Here is a 17,367-nt window from a genome sequence, read left to right on the forward strand (position 1 = left end):
TCCCATGCGCGACAAGATCGGCGTCAGCGCAGCGCTCGCCACTCCGTTCAACGAACAGGGCGGCATCGACTGGCAGCGCTTCACGGCGCACGCCGGCAGCTTGCTGGGCCAGGGGATGAAGGTCGTCACCGCCTTCGGCACGACTGGCGAGGGCGTCTCGCTGCCTGCCGCGGCGCGCGCGCCTCTCTACGACAAAATGGCGGAAGCCGGCATTTCGGCGAGCCAGCTTGTCGAATGCGTCTACGGTCCGCCGTCGCAGGAGGCGGGCGCGCACATGCAGCGCGCGCTGGAAACTGGCGCGGCCGGAATCCTGCTCGCGCCGCCCTTCTATTTCAAGCAACCGGGTGAGGAGGGCGTCTACCGCTGGTTCGCCGAGGCGCTGGAAGTGGCCGGTCCCGCCTGCCGCGACATCATTGTCTACAACATTCCGCAACTCACCGGCGTGAAGGTCGGCGCCGCGCTGGTGACCCGGTTGAGGACGGCATTTCCCGGCGTGATCGCCGGCGTGAAGGATTCCAGCGGCGACTGGGAGCAGACGACGGCCCTGCTGGCCGAACACCGCGACCTCGCCATCCTGGTCGGGCACGAGGGGGATCTGGCGCGGGCGGTGCGGCAAGGCGCCAGCGGCGCAATCAGCGGCGTGGCGAATTTCGCACCGACGCTGGTAGCGAAGCTGGTGCGCGGCGAGGACGATGCCAGGATCGACGCCATCCTCGGCCTGTTGCTCAAATTACCGGTGGTGCCTGCGGTGAAAGGCGTGCTCGCAGCCCAGTCGGGAGACGAGGCGTGGCTGCGCGTGCGCGCGCCGCTGGGGGCGCTGTCTGCGGCAGACGATCTTGCGGCATGCGCGACGATCACGGAACTCGCGGGGAACTGGCGCCAGAGCTAGGCTCGGATCTGTAATTTGTAGGGCTTGGCGGTGTTTCACTTGAGGGTTTCAAGGATCTGTCCGCACCGGTGGCTGCAAGCAGCAATCATGCTGTATCGGGTTTCACAAGGTCGAACGTTGCATTGACTCGAAGCGGGTTTTCTGGCCCATCCGGTAACCTTCGCAGATCGCTCGTCCCTGCGTTCCCTCTCGGGACACCACCCTCGGATCAGCTTTCCGGCTTCACCGCTGACAGTCAGATTCTATCTCATCTCAGGCTTCGAACAAAACGCCGTCGCGCAGCATGGCGTGCATAATGACGGCAAGACGGCGGGCAAGCGAGCGGGTTTTGTCGCAAACTTGCCACTTGGACGAACAAGTTGATCAGATATGATATTCAGGCAGCGAGAATTTAAAACTGCTCTGCGAGCGATGGTGCCGGATTGTAGGCGTACCTCGCCTGTCGTTTGCGCATCATGTGAAGCATTTCGATCCCAGACAGGATCGTCGCGGCGCTGGCGGTTGATTTGAATCCGAGCATGGAGCGTATCCGGCGCTTGATGCGCCGATGATCCTGCTCGATGCGGTTATTGAGGTACTGGCTCTGGCGGATGCAAATCAGCTTCAGCGGTTGCCGCGCCCGATCTCGTAGACGATTCTCTGCGTCGCAAAAGGTGATCGCTTCCCGATTGTTCTGGCTGCCGTCGATGACGATGCGATCTGGTCGGCCATGACGGTTCAACGCTTTGCGGATGAAGCGTCTGGCAGCCGATAGATCGCTATGTTCGCTGAAGAAAAACTCGACCGTATCGCCGATGCTGTCGATGGCGCGGTAGAGATACATCCAGTGACCGCGAACCTTCACGTAGGTCTCGTCAAGATGCCATTTGCGGGTGACAGGTCGCTTGCGATGGTTGAACCGTTCGAGCAGCAGCGGCGAGAAGCGAACGACCCAGCGATGGATTGTGGAATGGTCGACGTGAATGCCGCGCTCAGCCATCATCTCTTCCAGATCACGTAGGCTGAGATTCTAAGCCAGATATCAGCGCACACACAGCAGGATCACCGAATGGTTGAAATGGCGGCCTGAAAATATGAACACGTTCCCTCTGAAATGGAGGACTCTCATGCCACAGCCAAGGTTGACAACGGGTTTGCGACAAAGCCCCGCAATACAGGGTTATCGTTTGGCGCAATTTTACAGGTTCCTATTAAGGAAGATGTATTAAAAACCGTCGTAATTGCTTCTTGTCTGGATGTTCTCGAGTTAGATTGAATGGTCTGGGCATAGGCGGGGTGGGAAGCGTGGGGGACTGCCGGGTATTCCGGCAATCAAGAAAATGGGTGAGATTCGAGCAGTTAGATCGGAGGATCTGGCGACCGTCGCCGGCCTGTTTCAGCGCCTGTTGCGTAAATCCGGCCGGCCGGCCGCCCCGTCGCTGGAAGCCTATCTCGCGGGCCTGTTTCTTCACGGGCCGGACCAGGATCCCGAAATCAATTCCCTGATCCACATCGGTGACAACGGTATTGTTTCCGGCTTCATCGGCGCGCTTCCACTGCCGATGCTGGTGGAAGACACGCCGCGGCGGGGCGCGGTCGCGGTCGCGCTGGTCGCGGACGATCGCGCTGGAGATCATTTTGCGGGTGCACGGCTGATGCGGGCTTTTTTGTCCGGACCCCAGGATATTTCGCTGACAGAGACGGCTAACCATACCTCCGCCACCATGTTGCGCAAGTTGCGTGCCACCGTGCTGCCCGATCATAGCCTCGAATGGCTTCGCGTCATCAGGCCTGCGGGTCTTGCTGTGGAACTGGCGGCTCACACGACCAAGGCGGCGCGCCTGTTTGCGCCCTTTGCCCTTCCGGTCGACGCGCTGATCCGGCGCGGCGCGGAATCGCGATGGTTCAATGTCGGCCACGCGCTGCCCGGCAAAGCGCTCCACAACAGGGATGCCGGCGGCGATGAAACCCTGGCGCTTATCGTGCAGTTTACCGAAGCATACGCAGCAAGGCCGCAATGGACCGATGCCGGCCTTCGTTATCGGGTGGCGGAGTCCAGACGCAAGGCGCTCTATGGCAGTATGGTTCGACGGGCTGTCATAGCGCGGGACGGGCGGCCGACCGGGATGTTTCTCTACTATGGCGATCCAGGCCGCATCGGCCGCGTCTTGCAGATATTATCGGCGCCTGGACAGGCAGGCGCGGTGATCGACAGCATGCTCACCCATGCCGGCGAGCGGGGCATGGTGGCGCTGCGCGGCCGCACGATGCCGGCGCTGCTCGACGCCATGCTGGGCCGGCGCTTCATCTTTCTGCATGGTTCCTCAAGCATGGTGCATGCGCGTGATCCAGCGCTGCTGGAGCCGTTTCGCGCGGGCAAGGCATTCTTCAACGGCTTCGCCGGCGAGTCTTGGTCGCGATTGATCGGAGACAGTTTTGACTAGCGGCATCCCCATGCGATCGGGCGAACCATGTGCGGCATAGCCGGCTTTTGTGGCGCAAGCCTGCCGGACGATGACGCAGCAGGGCTGTTGCGGCGCATGTGCGCGTCCATTGGCCATCACGGTCCCGACGACCAGGGCATTCATACCGGCGAAGGCGTCGGCCTCGGACACCGCCGCTTGTCGATCATCGACCTGTCGTCCAACGCAGCCCAGCCGATGGCGACCGCCAACGGACAGGTCCGCATCGTCTACAATGGCGAAATCTTCAACCACATCGAACTGCGGGAAATGCTCGTTGCGCGCGGCCGCCGCTTCGCCACCTCCAGCGATACCGAAGTCATCCTCCAGCTTTATGAGGAGATGGGGCCGGACTTCGTATCCTTGCTCAACGGCGATTTTGCCTTCGCGATCTGGGATGAGCAGCGCAAGCGCATGGTGTTGGCACGTGACCGCATGGGCGTGCGGCCGCTTTTCTACACATGGCGTGGCGGCGCGTTCTACTTCGCTTCCGAGGTGCAGGCGCTGCTTGAAGTGCCGGGTGTCGAGGCGGAGATGGACCTGATCGCCCTTGACCAGATATTTACGCTTTGGGCGCCGATCGCACCGCGCACCGCTTTCAAGGGCATTTCGGAGCTGCCGCCGGCCCAGATGATGACCATCGAGGGTGGCGCGGCTCACATCCGGCCCTATTGGGCGCTCGATTTTCCGGACGACGGCGGTGTCCCCGATCCACGCTCGCAAGGCGAGGTCGCGGAGGAACTGCGCGCGCTGCTGGAAGACGCGACCCGCATCCGCCTGCGCGCCGACGTGGAGGTCGGATCGCTGCTATCTGGCGGCCTCGATTCTTCGATCGTATCCGCGCTGGCCGTGCGGATGGCCCCGGTGGGCTTCCGCACCTTTGCCGTTGGCTTCGACGATGCAGAGTTCGATGAGAGCCCCTATCAGGCAATCATGGCGCAGGCGCTGGGCTCGCGTCATCATTCCATCTCCTGCGGCCCCGGCGACATCGCGCGTGTCTTTCCTTCGGTGGTGCGCCATATCGGGCGGCCAGTGCTGCGCACCGGGCCCGCGCCGCTCTATCTGCTGTTCGAGTTGTTGCGCCGGGAGGGGCTGAAGGTAGCGCTGTCGGGAGAGGGCGCGGACGAAGTCTTTGCCGGCTACGACCTGTTCAAGGAAGCCCGCATCCGCCGCTTCTGCGCGCGCCAGCCTGACTCCAAAATTCGCCCGCATCTTTTCCGCCGGATCTATCCCTATCTGCCCTCGTTGCAGCAGCAGACGCCGGAATATCTCGCCGCCTTCTTCGGTGCGGGTGCGGATACGCTGGGCGATCCGCTGTTTTCGCACCGGCCGCGCATCCGCGCCACGGCGGGAGCCAAGATGTTTTTCTCTCGCGGCCTGCGCGAAACTATCGGCGGCTATGACGCGGCCGAGGAACTGGCGGCATCGCTGCCCGAGGCCTTCGCGCGCTGGCATCCCTTGCATCAGGCCCAATATATCGAGACCAGCTTTCTGCTACCCGGCTATATCCTGTCCAGCCAAGGCGACCGCATGGCGATGGCGCATGGGGTCGAGACGCGTTTTCCTTTCCTCGATCACCGGCTGGTCGAATTCGCAGCACGCATTCCCGCAGGCCTGAAGCTGCGCGGCATGCGCGAAAAGCATATTTTGCGCGAGGCCACTGCCGACCTGTTGCCGCCGTCGATCAGCGAGCGACCCAAGCAACCTTATCGCGCGCCTGACAGCAGCGCTTTCGGCGGCCAGACCGGCCTCTATGCGGCCGAACTGTTCTCGCCAGAGGCGATCAACGCGAACGGCCTGTTCAATCCGCAGGCGGCCGCCAAGCTCCTAGAAAAAGCCCGCCGCAATGCCATCGGCGGCTTTCGCGACAACGCCGCTTTCGTAGGGATGCTTTCCACGCAACTTTGGTCGCACGAATTTACCAATCCAACCGGCCGTAGCCTTCATGAGCCCACTGCCTAACCCACCACCGCCGATCGAAAAAGGCCTTGCCATGTCCAACCCCATCAATACCGATATCCGCGCCTTCATCGTCGAAAATTTCCTTTTTGGGGATGAAGACTATTCGCTTGGCGACGAGTTGTCGCTGATCGACGCCGACCTTGTCGACTCGACCGGCATCCTGGAAATGGTGACCTTTCTCGAGGAGCGCTTCGGCATCACCATGGCCGATGCCGACATCGTGCCGGCCAATCTCGACTCCATCGCGCGCATCTCGGCATTCGTCGCGGGCAGGCGCGCAAGCGTGATGGCCGGTTGAGAAGCGGCCATGCGTGTCGAGGCATTGCTGCGGCAAAGCGCGGCGGCTAATCCCGACAAGACCGCCATCGTCGCGGATGGCGCGCGGCTGAGCTATGCCGATCTGGACGAAAAATCCGATCGCCTCGCCGCCGCCCTGCTGGCCCATGGCATAGGCCAGGGCGACCGCGTCGTCGTCTTCATGGAAAATATCTGGGAAACGGCCGTCGCCATCTTTGCCGTGCTGAAGGCCGGCGCGGTGTTTTGTCCGGTCAATCCCTCGACGAAGGCGGACGGGCTGGGTTTCGTCATGCGTGACTGCCGCCCGCGCGCTGTACTGACCCAGGCGAAGTTCGCCGGCCTTTGCGCCGAGGCGGGCGCCGCCTTGGCGCACGCGCCGCTGATCATTGCCGCGCGCGCATCAGACGCGCCGACAGAGGGCGGCATCACCTTCGAGGATTGTTGTGCGCGCGCGGAACGCGCGTTGCCGGAGATTGGCGCGGATGCCAACCTTGCCATGATCATCTACACCTCCGGCTCCACCGGGCGGCCCAAGGGCGTGATGATGGCGCATGCCAGCATGGACGCAGTGTCGGGTTCGATCGCGACCTATCTGGAAGCAACCGCTGAAGGCGTCGTGCTGAGCGTGCTGCCGCTGTCTTTCACCTATGGTCTCTACCAACTCGTCGTTGCGGTACGTGTAGGCGCGACCCTCGTTCTGGAAAAAAGTTTTGCCTTCCCACATGCCATTTTGGAAACGGCGCGGGAACAAGGCGTCACCACCATGCCGCTGGTGCCGACCATGGCGGCGATCATTCTGGCGATGAAGGAGCCGCCGCCGCTGCCCGGTTTGCGCACCATCACCAACGCGGCCGCGTCCTTGCCGCCGGTGCATCTGGATGGCTTGAGAACGCTGTTTCCCGGCGCGAAGCTCTATTCGATGTATGGCCTGACCGAGTGTGCGCGCGCCACCTACCTGCCGCCCGAAGAACTCGACCGCCGGGCGGGTTCGGTTGGCAGGGCCATTCCGGGCACACAGGCGCTGATCGTGGATGAGGCGGGCCAGCCGGTTGAGCCGGGGACGGTAGGCGAACTCGTCGTTCTTGGGCCCCATCTGATGCGCGGTTATTGGGAAAACGCGCAAGCGACGTATGCCGCTTTGCGCCCCGGCTCGAAGCCGGGGGAAAAGCAGTTGCATACCGGCGATCTTTTTCGTGCCGATGCGGACGGCTTTTTGTATTTCGTTGGCCGCAGGGACGACATGCTGAAGATCAAGGGCGAAAAGGTTGCACCCCGCCAGGTGGAAGCCGTGCTGCACGCCTGTCCGGGCGTGGTGGAAGCCGTGGTCGTCGGCGTGCCCGACGAAATCCTCGGCATTGCGCTGCACGCGGTGGTCGTGGCGTCCGATCCGGCGCTGGCGGAGCGGGTCGTCATTCGCCATTGCGCCCGCAACCTGCCGGATTTCATGGTACCGAAGTCGGTGGAGTTCCGTGCGGAGTTGCCCAAGACGGCAAGCGGCAAGGTCATTCGGCGGCTTGCCGCCACAGCAGGAGATCGAATGTGACGAACACCATGCCCTTTTGCGCCAGCACGCTCGACATCGACGTGGAAGCCGAGGCCGCTCGCATCGAGGCGGCGCTGCGCGCGCAGTTGCGGGGCGTGGTACGCAAGCGCGGCCTGGTGCTGGGTCTGTCCGGCGGCATCGATTCCAGCGTTTGCGCAGCCCTTGCGGCGCGCGGGATCGGGCCGCAGAACGTTTTTTGCCTGTACATGCCGGAAAACGATTCCGACCCGGAAAGCCTGCGGCTGGGCAAATCCGTAGCAAGCGCATTAGGCCTGCAAGGCGAAGTCGAAAATATCGGACCGACGCTTGAGGCGATGGGATGCTACACGCGCCGGGATAGCTTCATCCGCGAGGTGGTGTCGGACTATGGGCCGGGCTGGACTTCGAAGGTGGTGATCGCCAGCGCTTTGAGTACGGCGGGGTACAATATCTCCTCGCTGGTGGTGCGCAGCCCCGACGGCGAGACGCGGCAGCACCGGCTGACGGCGCCTGCCTATCTCGGCATCGTCGCCGCCACCAACATGAAACAGCGCACGCGCAAGCAACTGGAATATTTCCACGCCGACCGGCTGAACTACGCCGTGATCGGTACGCCCAACCGGCTGGAATACGACCAGGGCTTTTTCGTCAAGAACGGCGACGGCGCAGCCGACGTGAAGCCGATCGCCCATCTCTACAAATCGCAGGTCTATCAGCTTGCCGAGTATCTGGGCGTTCCCGAGGAAGTGCGCCGTCGCCCGCCGACAACGGACACCTATTCACTGGCGCAGACGCAGGAGGAGTTTTATTTCGCCCTTCCGTACCAGAAGATGGATCTATGCCTCTATGGCCTGAACAATGCGGTGCCGGCTGTAGAGGTAGGAGAGGCCGTAGCGCTGAGCGCGGAGCAGGTAAATCTGGTCTGGGCCGACATCGCCGCCAAGCGCAAGGTGGCGCGGTATCTGCATTTGCCCCCGCAACTGGTGACGACCGTATAGCCCATGGGTTGACAGGTTCTGTCGCAAGCTTTTCGGAAAGGTCAAGGCTGCATGACAGTGCTCCTTCTTTCCGGGGGTTTGTCATGTTCAAAGGCCGTCGTCACAAGGTCGAGCAAGCGCGGGTCTGCTTGCAGTCCTGGTAATATATTCAAGGGAGATCGACGTGGCGTCGTTATTCCGGGCCGTCCGCGCCGCGCAGTTGAACCCTCCTGTCAAAATCTGAAAATCGGCTGCGCCGCCAGGCAATGCTAGTTGTTTGATCTCTGGCTTTGATGGTGCGATCTTTTCCATTGAATGGAAGGAGGACCACCCGTCGCTTTCGCGACCTTCGACAGGCGCATCAGCAATCGCTTGGCAGCCTTGGCGTTGCGGCGGTTCTGCACGATCTCGTCAAGGACATATCCATCCTGATCGACGGCCCGCCAAAGCCGATGTTTCTTACCGGCGATGCTGATGACGACTTCATCCGGATGCCAGATATCGTTCGGGCCTGGACGCTTCCTTTGGAGTCGGCGGGCATAGTCCGGGCCGAATTTCAGTCCCCATCGACGGATGGTCTCATAGGAAACGACAATGCCGCGCTCCAGCAGCATTTCCTCGACCAAGCGCAGGCTCAGCGGAAAGCGAAAGTAGAGCCACACCGCATGGGCGATGATCTGGGGCGGAAAACGGTGGCGCTTGTAGCTGATGGGCGAGGTGTTCATGCGCCTGCATCTATCGCAGCGGGTCCGAACAAGCGGTTTCTACCCGCGCCACCGCCCGGCCAGCATTCAGGAAGTCATAGCTAATCACATGCGTCGCCGGCATGCTGCCATCATCTAATCTCCCTTAAGTGCTGCCGACAGCGTCTTGAAAGAACCTGAATAATAGGCGACGTTGTGCTATGGGCGCGTACGTAGAACGTCGGCGAGTGCCCGTGCTTGCGCTGCATCGTGACCGAAGATCACAATGCGCGTATTTAAGTCATCGAGTGGCATAGGGCTGCCCTTGACGACAGCGGCGCCTTCGGCGGTGAGATTATAGGCTCCTGGAAGACTCCCCGTTGTCGAACTCTGCCGCCGACCTTGCATCGAGAAAGACGGCTGTCTGAACTTTTCTGAAGGTTCGAACGGCTCCCTTGAGTTCGACTTCGGTGGGGCCGCCGAGCGCGCGCCAGATCGGCATGCCGAGCTGGTATCTGCGGACATTGGTGAAACCGGCATCGAGCAGTTGGTTGCTCAGCCGCCTGCTGGCCTGGCAAAACGGACCATTGCAATAGAGCACCAGAGCTTTGCTCTTGTCGCCAGAAACCAGGCGCTCGACAGCAGCGACCACCTCGATGGGCTGGCCCTTCGGATTGTTCGCGCCGGGAATGTGCCCGTCATGAATTCGTCGTGCGGTCGCGTGTCCAGAATGAGCGACACAGTGCCCCGGTTGACGAAGTCCAACTGATCCTCACACCGACGCTGGCCATGCGCTAGCCTGAAAAATGTATCGCAGGATTCGAGACAGGCGGAAAGTAGGTCGACTATACGTTCGCGCTGGTTCGCTACACCTGCCTGTTCAATCATACACGTCACCCGACGTGGCGATGCCCATGAGTGCGGCGGCCGAACTGGTATCTCGACTGCATGCCCAGAACGACTTAGCCGTGCCGTGCCGCGCCGGCCAGGCGAACTCCCCGCCGAGTGACCTGCTTATCGTTACGCCGGCGAGTGCAGCAGCCTTACCAAGTTAAGTCCCATCACAGCATCGCGCTCGGTGGCCGTCAGCAGTCCGAGACAGGTCGCGGCAAAGGTGTCCTCGAAATCGACCCATTCGAGCGCCGGGCTGAAGTCCGAACCCCATAGGCATCGCTCGGGTCCGAAGCGGTCGAGAATGATGTCTATGAATGGCTGCGCGCCAGGATGTGGTGGCGTCGCGGGAGCATCGCTGGTGGCATAGAGCCCCGAAATCTTGACACGAACATTTGGCGATTTCGCCAAACGCAAAAGCCCATCGATACGGTGCTCCGCCTCTGCCGTGGAAGGGGGGGTCGCAAAAAGCCCCGGCAGACCGAGATGGGAAAAAAGCATCGGGCATCCGGCCAGCGTCTCCACCAGTCGTTCCAAGTGCACTGTAGCTTCGGGGCGGGCGTTGAGCGACAGGATGGCTTTGTGCCGGTTGAAGGCGGCCCACACGGATGCCGGCCACGCGCAAAGCGTTTTCGCCGCCGCCGCATCCGGCAAGTACAAGGCCACGCCGACATGACCCGCACCGAACAGCCAATCGATCGCTTCCACCGAAGGCGCAGATGCGACCGGCAGAAAAGCCAGGCTGGTGATCCATGGGCGCGTCACGACCAGCGACCGGAGATAGGCGTTGTTGTCGGGGTCGATCCCGTCGGCCTCGTAGCCGATCACCAGACCCTTCGCGATAGGATGGTTTCTCCTCAGCCTTTCGTAGGCGTCGATGTCGCTCACCTCGCCGAGGACAGGCTGGCCGTTTCGATCGGGAAAACCGTGGCGAAACAGGTGCAGATGCGCGTCGGCCAGTGTTCTCATGCCGCGCCTGTTCCTGCGAGATCGGCAAGGATCATCTCCGCGGCGCGCAGGCCGTGATACGCGTCGGTCAGCGTCACTGGGGAGCGAGAAATGCCGTCGCTGATCCCCGCCAGGAAACATTCGAGTTCCGCCGTCAACGGGTCTTCGCCCGCGTCCGAAAAATGGAGGGTTTGCGGCTCCGGCCCGAATATCCGCAGGACGCCGCCTGCATCCATCTCGATCCCGCCAGCCGTGCCTATGACCTCGACGCGGTCGACCGGTGCATCCTCGGTGGGATAAAGCCAGGCGGTGGTCAGCCGCCAGAGCACGCCCTTGTCGTCTTCCACCATGGCGGCGGTCAGGGCGTGCCCGCCTTGGCCTTTTCGGCGCCTTGCGGTCGCGGCGATAGGCACTCCTTCGCCGATCCACAGCGCCAGATCGATGTCGTGGATCATGGTCATCAGGACGGGGTCGATATCGGGATAGCGCGTAGCATGGCCGCCGTCGCGATAGCGGCGCGACGCGATCGAGATCACCTGGCCGATCGCACCCTTGCGCACATGGTGCACCAGCGTCCGGTGCTGGTTTGAAAAGCGCAAGATATGGCCCGGCTGCACGAATGCGGAACTGGCCGCTTCCATCTCCAGGAGTTGCACAGCCTCATGCGAAGTCGGCGCTACTGGCTTTTCAAGCAGGACCGGAATGCCGTGCCGTAGCGCAAGGGCGGCAACCGGCAGATGCGCGTGGGCGGGCGTGGCGATGACGATGCCATCCGGCCGGAAAGTCTCCAACATCGAAGCGGCATTGCTGCCGAATTCGACGATACGAAAATCGGCGGCGGCTTTTTGCGCCGCCTCAACGCGTGTGTCGGCCACGGCAAGCGTGACGTCCTCCATGGCGGACAGACACCGCAGATGCTCGCGCCCGAAAGCGCCCGCGCCCGCCACCAGCAGCTTCATGCAACAGCGCCTTCGAGACCCGCCCCACAAACGATGACGCAGATGCGGCCTGCATTGCGAAACGCGGCATGCTTGGTGCGCAGCGCGGCAATCGCCGCCGAGCCGGCCAGATCGGCCGCGATGGCGAATTCGGACCAGAGCCATTTAGAGGCGTCGAGCATATCATCATCCGAGACCAGGACGATGTCGTCGATCGTGTCGCGCACGGTCTCGAACACGCGCTGGTCGGTCTCGCGACAGCTCATGGTCGGCACTTTGGAGGTGACTTCGTCAAGTGCGACGCGGCGGCCGGCTTCGAGGCAGGCTTTCAACGTCGGCGATCCGGTCGGTTCGACGCCGATCACGCGTACGCCCGGCCGGCGCGCCTTCAGGGCCGTGCCGAGCCCGGCGACAAGACCGCCGCCGCCGATCGCCACGACCACGGTGTCGAAATCCTCGACATCCTCAAGGATTTCCAGCCCTACCGTGCCCTGCCCTGCAACCACCAGCGGGTCGGCGAAGGGGTGAAAATAGGCGGCCCCGATCGCGGCGGCATGGGCAAGGGCTGCCTTGTTGGACTGGGTCCATTCGTCGCCGACGATGCGGACGTCGGCGTTCCAACTCTTCATCTTCTCGACCTTGGCCGGCGAGACGTTTGAAGGAACGAAAATATACGCCGGCACGCGGGCGACAAAAGCCGTGCGGGCAACGGCGAGGCCGTGGTTGCCGCCGGACGCTGTAACGATGCCGCCGGCGATTTCTTCCGGTGGCGTGCCGAGAAAACGGTTCATCGCGCCGCGCGCCTTGAACGACCCCGTCACTTGCAGCAATTCGAGTTTGGCGACTACGTCGGCTTTAACCGGTAACGGCTCCCGCGCCGAGGCGATCCGCATGGTCGGCGTGCGGCGGACGAAGGGAGCAATGCGCGCGCGCGCCGCTTCGATATCGTCGACAGTGATCATACGATCGTTCCTTCATAGGGGGACGCCACAACAAGGCAGCAATTGCCGGGTCGCACATGACCGGGATGGCGTCGACCATAGACGATCCCGTCCATCGAATAGGACAGCGTTTCGGGTTCGAACGACAGGTCCCAGGTGCGATGGATGCGTCCGGCCGGCTGTCCGGCTAAAACCCGTTCGCCATTGGCATGGAAGGGTTCGAAAATGCCCTCGGCGGTGGCGTAGACATAGGCCGCCGCTCCGCGCAGCTCCAAGATTTCGCCTTTGGGGTCAACCGGAGGTGCCGGCACCTGCTCGATCACGCCGAGATGAGCCAGAACATTGCGCACGCCTTTCCGGCAGATCGCCAACGCGTCGAGCGACACGGCCCCGCCACCGCGCATTTCAGTGCCCACCGTCACCAGACCGGACCGGCAGGCGGTTGCCGTTGCCGTGCGCTGGTCGCCGAGATTGCCGATCACCACCGTATGCGGTGCGCCGAACGACAAAGCGGCGGCGACGGTGCGCCTATGCAGGTCGCGGTCGGCGGTCGGCTCGATAATGGCGCTGGGCAGGATGTCGAGCGACGAACCGCCCGAGTGAAGATCGAGGAAGGCGTCGCCCAACGGGAAAATCTGCCCGGCGACATAGGCACTGATCTGCTGTGTCATCGTGCCTTGCGCATCGCCGGGGAAAACCCGGTTGAAGTTGAGGCCATCGATGGGCGACGTGCGGCTTGCAGCGGTCACCGCATGCACATTGTTGGCCGGCATCAGGATGAGCCGGCCCTGAATGCTCGAAGGATCGAGTTCCCGGCTCAACTCGCCGATGGTGATCGGGCCTTCATATTCGTCGCCATGATTGCCGCCTTCGATGATGACGGTGGGCCCCTTGCCCCCGGCGATCACGGCAATGGGGATGCGCGTCACCCCCCAGGCATCGTCGTGGGGGGAATGTGGGAAGTTCACAAAGTCGACCTGCTTGCCGGCCTTGTCGAAGTCGATGCCGGTGAAAGCATTGCCGGTGTAGGTGGGAAACGATTTTCGCACGGTGTCTATCATCGATTTTCCAAACTCGCCCCGGTACTGATCCTGGCGATCATCTGTTCGTGGCTTGAAGCAGTCTCGGCATCCAGCACGCCGAAGCGCAATGCGCACCGGAAAGACTCGCGGGGGCCGAGTTCTACCAGCTGGCCCTTCGCCTTGGCGGCACTAAACCCGTCCGGCTCAGCCGTTGCCGGCAGGACGAGCCCGAGTGCATCCTGTTCCGGGCCGCGGGTGATCCAGCGCACAGCATAGCCGAGTTCGCCGGGGCGGTGGCTGACGAAATCCGCCGTGCGATCTGGGTGGATTTGAAGCGCATGAGCCCAACCGTCCGCGCCCGACCTTGCCTGCATGGTCACCACGAGTTCCGGCAGGATCGCCTCGTCCTTGACGAAAACGCGATGCCGCGACGGATCGGCGGCAACGGCGTCGTGGTAGCGGCCGTCGTCGGCGCCTGGCGATAGTGTTCCTGGCTGCACCTGACGAACCGCGATGTCGCGGCGGTCGTCGGCCACCGTATCGACCAGGCGGCCGCCGTCCACTGGCCGGAAATTGATGTGCCCGAGATACATCAACTGCATCGGCGAGCGTTTCAGGTTTTTTATCTCCATATCCACGGCCACTCCGGTCGCGCCGTACTGCAAGCGCACGGAAGGCCGCGCGCCGTAATCATGGCTGAAGGCGACCATTTGCCGGCTGCGTCCGGTCACGGCCATGAACGGCCCCTCGGCGTTGTCGCCGACGACAAGCTGCACATCGTCGTAAGGCGCGTTGGGCAATTCGCCATGCAGAGGATGGCTGTCGCCGGGGCCGGGATTGCCCATGGCCGTTGCGCCGCAATGGATGAAGAACGCGCCGTAATTGGCAAGATAGTCGCGGGTCGCGACAGGCTCGTCGAACATTGAGCGCATGGTCAGCGTACGGCCGAGAAACGCCGCATCCCAGATCTGCTGACCCTGGAATGGAAGCAGCGTGATTTCGCCCTTGTCGTTGGCGATGCGAAGGCCGGCAACACCGCTCCGGTAGCGGAATGCCGTGGCGACAAGGCCGGCGTAGCGGGCAACAACCCTTTCGGAGGGGGCGAATTGTTCCGGTACAAGGTCGATAAAAACATTCTCGGAGAGTATGGCGAAAGCCTTTCTGTCAATCCCGTGAGGAGTCTGTTCCGGTCAGGCGGTTGGTGCGTCTGCGCGCATCAGGCCTTCCTGTTTGAGATCGGCCCACAGTTCCGCCGGCAGTTTTTTATCGAGCAGCGATCGGTTGCTTTCGACCTCGGCTGGCCGCTGGCCGCCCGGAATGATCGAGACGACGGCGGGGTGCAGCAACGGGAAATTGAGCGCGGCCTCGATCAGGCGCACGCCGTGGCGCCGGCAGACGGCATCGATGCGCGCGACGCGGTCGAGGATTTCCTGCGGCGCCACATCGTAATTATAGAAGGCGCCCGGTTTTGCCCCTGTCGCCAGGACACCCGAATTATAAGGGCCGCCCAGCACGATGCCGATGCCGCGTTTCTGGCACAACGGCAGGAAGGAACTCAGCGCCTCCTGCTCCAAGAGCGTATAGCGGCCGGCGAGCAGGAAGAGGTCGAAGTCGCCGCGCTCGGCCAGCGTCTGCGCCATCTGCCATTCGTTGATGCCGCCGCCGAAAGCCTTGATGACGCCCTGGTCGCGCAACGCAAGCAGCCCATAATAGCCCGAGCGCATGAATTCATCGATGCGCTGATCGGCGGCCTGCTGGCTGCCATGGGTGAACATGTCGAGATCGTGGGCGAACAGGATGTCGATGCGGTCGACACCAAGCCGTTCCAGCGACGCCTCGAACGACCGCATCACGCCGTCGTAGCTGTAGTCGTAAACCTCCTGCCGCGAAGGCGTATCGAAGAATTTTCCGATCCCGGTCCGCTGATCCGGTGGGCAGGCGCGCATGATGCGGCCGACCTTGGTGGAAAGCACGTAATCATCGCGCTTTTTCCCGCGCAGGAAGGGATTGAGGCGGGTCTCGGCAAGGCCCAGCCCATAGAGCGGCGCCGTGTCGAAGTAGCGGCAGCCGACGTTCCAGGCGGCATCGAGCGTGGCGTTGGCATCCTCGTCGGTGACGGCGCGGTAGAGATTCCCCAGAGGCGCGGTGCCGAAGCCGAGTTCGGTGAAATCCAGTCCGCCATTGCCGATGCGGTCGAAATGCCGGGTCTTCATGGGGGTGCCTCCGTTCTCCGTCGAACCCTATCAGGATAGGGTTGTGCCAAGGGCGCCGAACCGTTGGTCAGCCATGAGAATTGCCGTAGGATCAGGCTGGAAATGGAACCCGATGGCGGAGCTTGCATGACGAGGCCGGACGAGAACGACCTGTTCAGGGTAGCGCTGGACGAGCTTGGCGGCGCGTTGGCACGCATGGACGAAAGCCAGATCGATGCCGCCTGCGCATTGCTGGCCGGTGCCGGCAAGATCGTGGTCTATGGCTGCGGCCGCGAAGCGCTCCAGATCAAGGGATTTGCGATGCGGCTCTATCACCTCGGCCTTCCGGTAGCGGTGGTCGGCGATATAACGACGCCCCCGCTGGGCAAGGGCGACGTTTTTCTGGTCAGTTCGGGGCCGGGCGAAACATCGACCGTTCTCGCCTTGATGCGGGTGGCAAAGGAGGCGGGCGCGACCGTCCTGCTGGTGACGGCACAGCCGACAAGCAGCGCTGCCAGCCTTGCCGACTTCACCCTGGCTATTCCGGCGCAGACCATGGCCGACGACCAGGGGGCGCAAAAGACATCGATGCTGCCGATGGGATCGGTGTTCGAAGGCGCGCTGTTCGTGCTGTTCGAGGTGATGGTACTGAAGCTGAAAGTTTCGAGGGGCGAAGCATCGCAAACCATGCGCGCCCGGAACACCAATATGGAATAGGGTCGCAAGGTGTCGCGAAACAAAAATCACTTCACCGCGCCCGCCGTCATGCCCATGATGAGATAGCGTTCGAGCACGATGCCGATGACGGCCAGCGGCGTGATCGCCGCCGTGGCGAGCGCCGCCATCGACCACCAGTTGATGCCTTGCGAGCCGGTCTGGCTCGCCACCATGACGGGGATGGTCTTTGCGTCGGTGGAAGTCAGCAGAGCGGCAAAAAAGTATTCGTTCCAGCACAGGACCAGCGCCAGGATGAAGGCCGCGACCATGCCCGGCAGCGCGATCGGCATGACGATCCGAAAGAAAGCGCCCCAGATCGACAAGCCGTCGACGAGGGCAGCTTCTTCAAGCTCCACCGGGATCGAATTGAACTGGTCGCGCATGATCCAGATGACGATGGGCAGCACCATCAGCGTATAGAGCAGGATCAGCCCGATGCGCGTGTCGAGCATGCCCACCTCGCGGTAGAGCACGAGGAAGGGCAGGGCGAGCGCCACCGGCGGCAAGATGAGTTGGGACAGGAAGAAGAAGGAGATATCTTCGTTCTTGAAGAAACCGAACCGGTAGCGGAAACGCGTCAACCCGTAGGCGGCGAGGCTGCCGATGACGATGGCCAGCGCCGATGCGCCGACTGAGGTGATCACCGAGTTGATGAAGCGCTTGAAGAATTCGTCGCGCACGGTGGAGGTCTGGAAGATGCTGTCGGGCGAAAGGCCGAGCGAGCGCCAGCCTTTCCAGTCCGGCTGGAAATCGACGAACGGTATGAGATGGCCTTGCGTCACGTCGACGGCGGTCTTGAAGGACGTCGTTATCGTCCAGTAGATCGGAAACAGGCAGACAAAGGCCCAGAAGACGAGCGCGCCGTAGATGAACACGCGGCTGGCGAGAAAACCTACCGGCGAGCGAAGTTCCGTGGTGGCATAGTCGGTGGTCTGTACGCTCATGCC

General features: G+C 62.5%; 15 protein-coding genes and 2 pseudogenes. 7 read left to right on the forward strand and 10 right to left on the reverse strand.

Going from position 1 to position 17,367, the window contains the following annotated elements; all coding sequences use genetic code 11:
• Positions 1 to 4 precede the first annotated feature (4 nt).
• Positions 5 to 889, forward strand: a complete 885-nt coding sequence (locus tag ACX3P1_RS19815; RefSeq protein WP_459081320.1) for a dihydrodipicolinate synthase family protein — start codon at positions 5 to 7, stop codon at positions 887 to 889.
• A gap of 391 nt (positions 890 to 1,280) precedes the next feature.
• On the opposite strand, the pseudogene ACX3P1_RS19820 reads toward ACX3P1_RS19815, so the two are convergent.
• Positions 1,281 to 1,907: pseudogene (locus ACX3P1_RS19820) on the reverse strand (IS6 family transposase).
• Between the two features lie 301 nt (positions 1,908 to 2,208).
• On the opposite strand from ACX3P1_RS19820, the gene ACX3P1_RS19825 reads away from it, so the two are divergent.
• The 5 genes from ACX3P1_RS19825 to nadE are packed head-to-tail and all read left to right on the forward strand — an operon-like array spanning position 2,209 to position 8,109.
• Positions 2,209 to 3,312 carry a hypothetical protein gene (locus tag ACX3P1_RS19825; RefSeq protein ID WP_459081321.1) on the forward strand — a complete coding sequence of 368 codons (1,104 nt, stop codon included), beginning with the start codon at positions 2,209 to 2,211 and terminating at the stop codon, positions 3,310 to 3,312.
• A gap of 27 nt (positions 3,313 to 3,339) precedes the next feature.
• The gene (gene asnB, locus ACX3P1_RS19830) at positions 3,340 to 5,292 is read left to right on the forward strand and encodes an asparagine synthase (glutamine-hydrolyzing) (protein ID WP_459081322.1); all 1,953 of its coding nucleotides are present in this window, start codon (positions 3,340 to 3,342) and stop codon (positions 5,290 to 5,292) included.
• 31 nt (positions 5,293 to 5,323) lie between these two features.
• Positions 5,324 to 5,590: an acyl carrier protein gene (locus tag ACX3P1_RS19835; protein ID WP_459081323.1), complete on the forward strand. Its 267-nt coding sequence runs from the start codon at positions 5,324 to 5,326 to the stop codon at positions 5,588 to 5,590.
• Positions 5,591 to 5,599: 9 nt separating this feature from the next.
• Complete coding sequence (locus ACX3P1_RS19840) at positions 5,600 to 7,132, forward strand: class I adenylate-forming enzyme family protein (protein ID WP_459081324.1); 1,533 nt, start codon at positions 5,600 to 5,602, stop codon at positions 7,130 to 7,132.
• Positions 7,133 to 7,140: 8 nt separating this feature from the next.
• The gene (gene nadE / locus ACX3P1_RS19845; protein ID WP_459081356.1) at positions 7,141 to 8,109 is read left to right on the forward strand and encodes an NAD(+) synthase; all 969 of its coding nucleotides are present in this window, start codon (positions 7,141 to 7,143) and stop codon (positions 8,107 to 8,109) included.
• A 299-nt stretch (positions 8,110 to 8,408) separates the two neighbouring features.
• On the opposite strand, the pseudogene ACX3P1_RS19850 reads toward nadE, so the two are convergent.
• The 8 genes and pseudogenes from ACX3P1_RS19850 to ACX3P1_RS19885 form a co-directional block, all read right to left on the reverse strand.
• Positions 8,409 to 8,813, reverse strand: a pseudogene (locus ACX3P1_RS19850) (IS6 family transposase); the annotation flags it as partial.
• 313 nt (positions 8,814 to 9,126) lie between these two features.
• Complete coding sequence (locus ACX3P1_RS19855; RefSeq protein WP_459081357.1) at positions 9,127 to 9,477, reverse strand: rhodanese-like domain-containing protein; 351 nt, start codon at positions 9,475 to 9,477, stop codon at positions 9,127 to 9,129.
• A gap of 314 nt (positions 9,478 to 9,791) precedes the next feature.
• Positions 9,792 to 10,631, reverse strand: coding sequence for an amidohydrolase family protein (locus tag ACX3P1_RS19860; protein ID WP_459081325.1), 840 nt, complete (start codon positions 10,629 to 10,631; stop codon positions 9,792 to 9,794).
• Positions 10,628 to 11,569, reverse strand: coding sequence for a Gfo/Idh/MocA family protein (locus ACX3P1_RS19865; RefSeq protein ID WP_459081326.1), 942 nt, complete (start codon positions 11,567 to 11,569; stop codon positions 10,628 to 10,630). The genes ACX3P1_RS19860 and ACX3P1_RS19865 overlap by 4 nt, the downstream gene beginning before the upstream one ends.
• Entirely contained in the window at positions 11,566 to 12,510 is a 945-nt protein-coding gene (locus tag ACX3P1_RS19870) for a threonine ammonia-lyase (RefSeq protein ID WP_459081327.1), read from the reverse strand. The genes ACX3P1_RS19865 and ACX3P1_RS19870 overlap by 4 nt, the downstream gene beginning before the upstream one ends.
• On the reverse strand, positions 12,507 to 13,550 hold the full coding sequence (locus ACX3P1_RS19875; RefSeq protein ID WP_459081328.1) for a succinylglutamate desuccinylase/aspartoacylase family protein: 1,044 nt from the start codon (positions 13,548 to 13,550) through the stop codon (positions 12,507 to 12,509). Before ACX3P1_RS19875 ends, ACX3P1_RS19870 begins: the two co-directional genes overlap by 4 nt.
• On the reverse strand, positions 13,547 to 14,680 hold the full coding sequence (locus ACX3P1_RS19880) for a DUF4432 family protein (protein WP_459081358.1): 1,134 nt from the start codon (positions 14,678 to 14,680) through the stop codon (positions 13,547 to 13,549). The genes ACX3P1_RS19875 and ACX3P1_RS19880 overlap by 4 nt, the downstream gene beginning before the upstream one ends.
• Before the next feature lie 21 nt (positions 14,681 to 14,701).
• A complete protein-coding gene (locus ACX3P1_RS19885; protein ID WP_459081329.1) occupies positions 14,702 to 15,724 on the reverse strand; it encodes an aldo/keto reductase in 1,023 nt (340 codons plus the stop codon).
• A 126-nt stretch (positions 15,725 to 15,850) separates the two neighbouring features.
• On the opposite strand from ACX3P1_RS19885, the gene hxlB reads away from it, so the two are divergent.
• On the forward strand, positions 15,851 to 16,420 hold the full coding sequence (gene hxlB / locus ACX3P1_RS19890; RefSeq protein WP_459081330.1) for a 6-phospho-3-hexuloisomerase: 570 nt from the start codon (positions 15,851 to 15,853) through the stop codon (positions 16,418 to 16,420).
• A 26-nt stretch (positions 16,421 to 16,446) separates the two neighbouring features.
• On the opposite strand, the gene ACX3P1_RS19895 is transcribed toward hxlB, so the two are convergent.
• On the reverse strand, positions 16,447 to 17,364 hold the full coding sequence (locus ACX3P1_RS19895) for a carbohydrate ABC transporter permease (RefSeq protein ID WP_459081331.1): 918 nt from the start codon (positions 17,362 to 17,364) through the stop codon (positions 16,447 to 16,449).
• Between the last annotated feature and the right edge of the window lie 3 nt (positions 17,365 to 17,367).

It is taken from the genome of Mesorhizobium sp. A623, assembly GCF_054489405.1.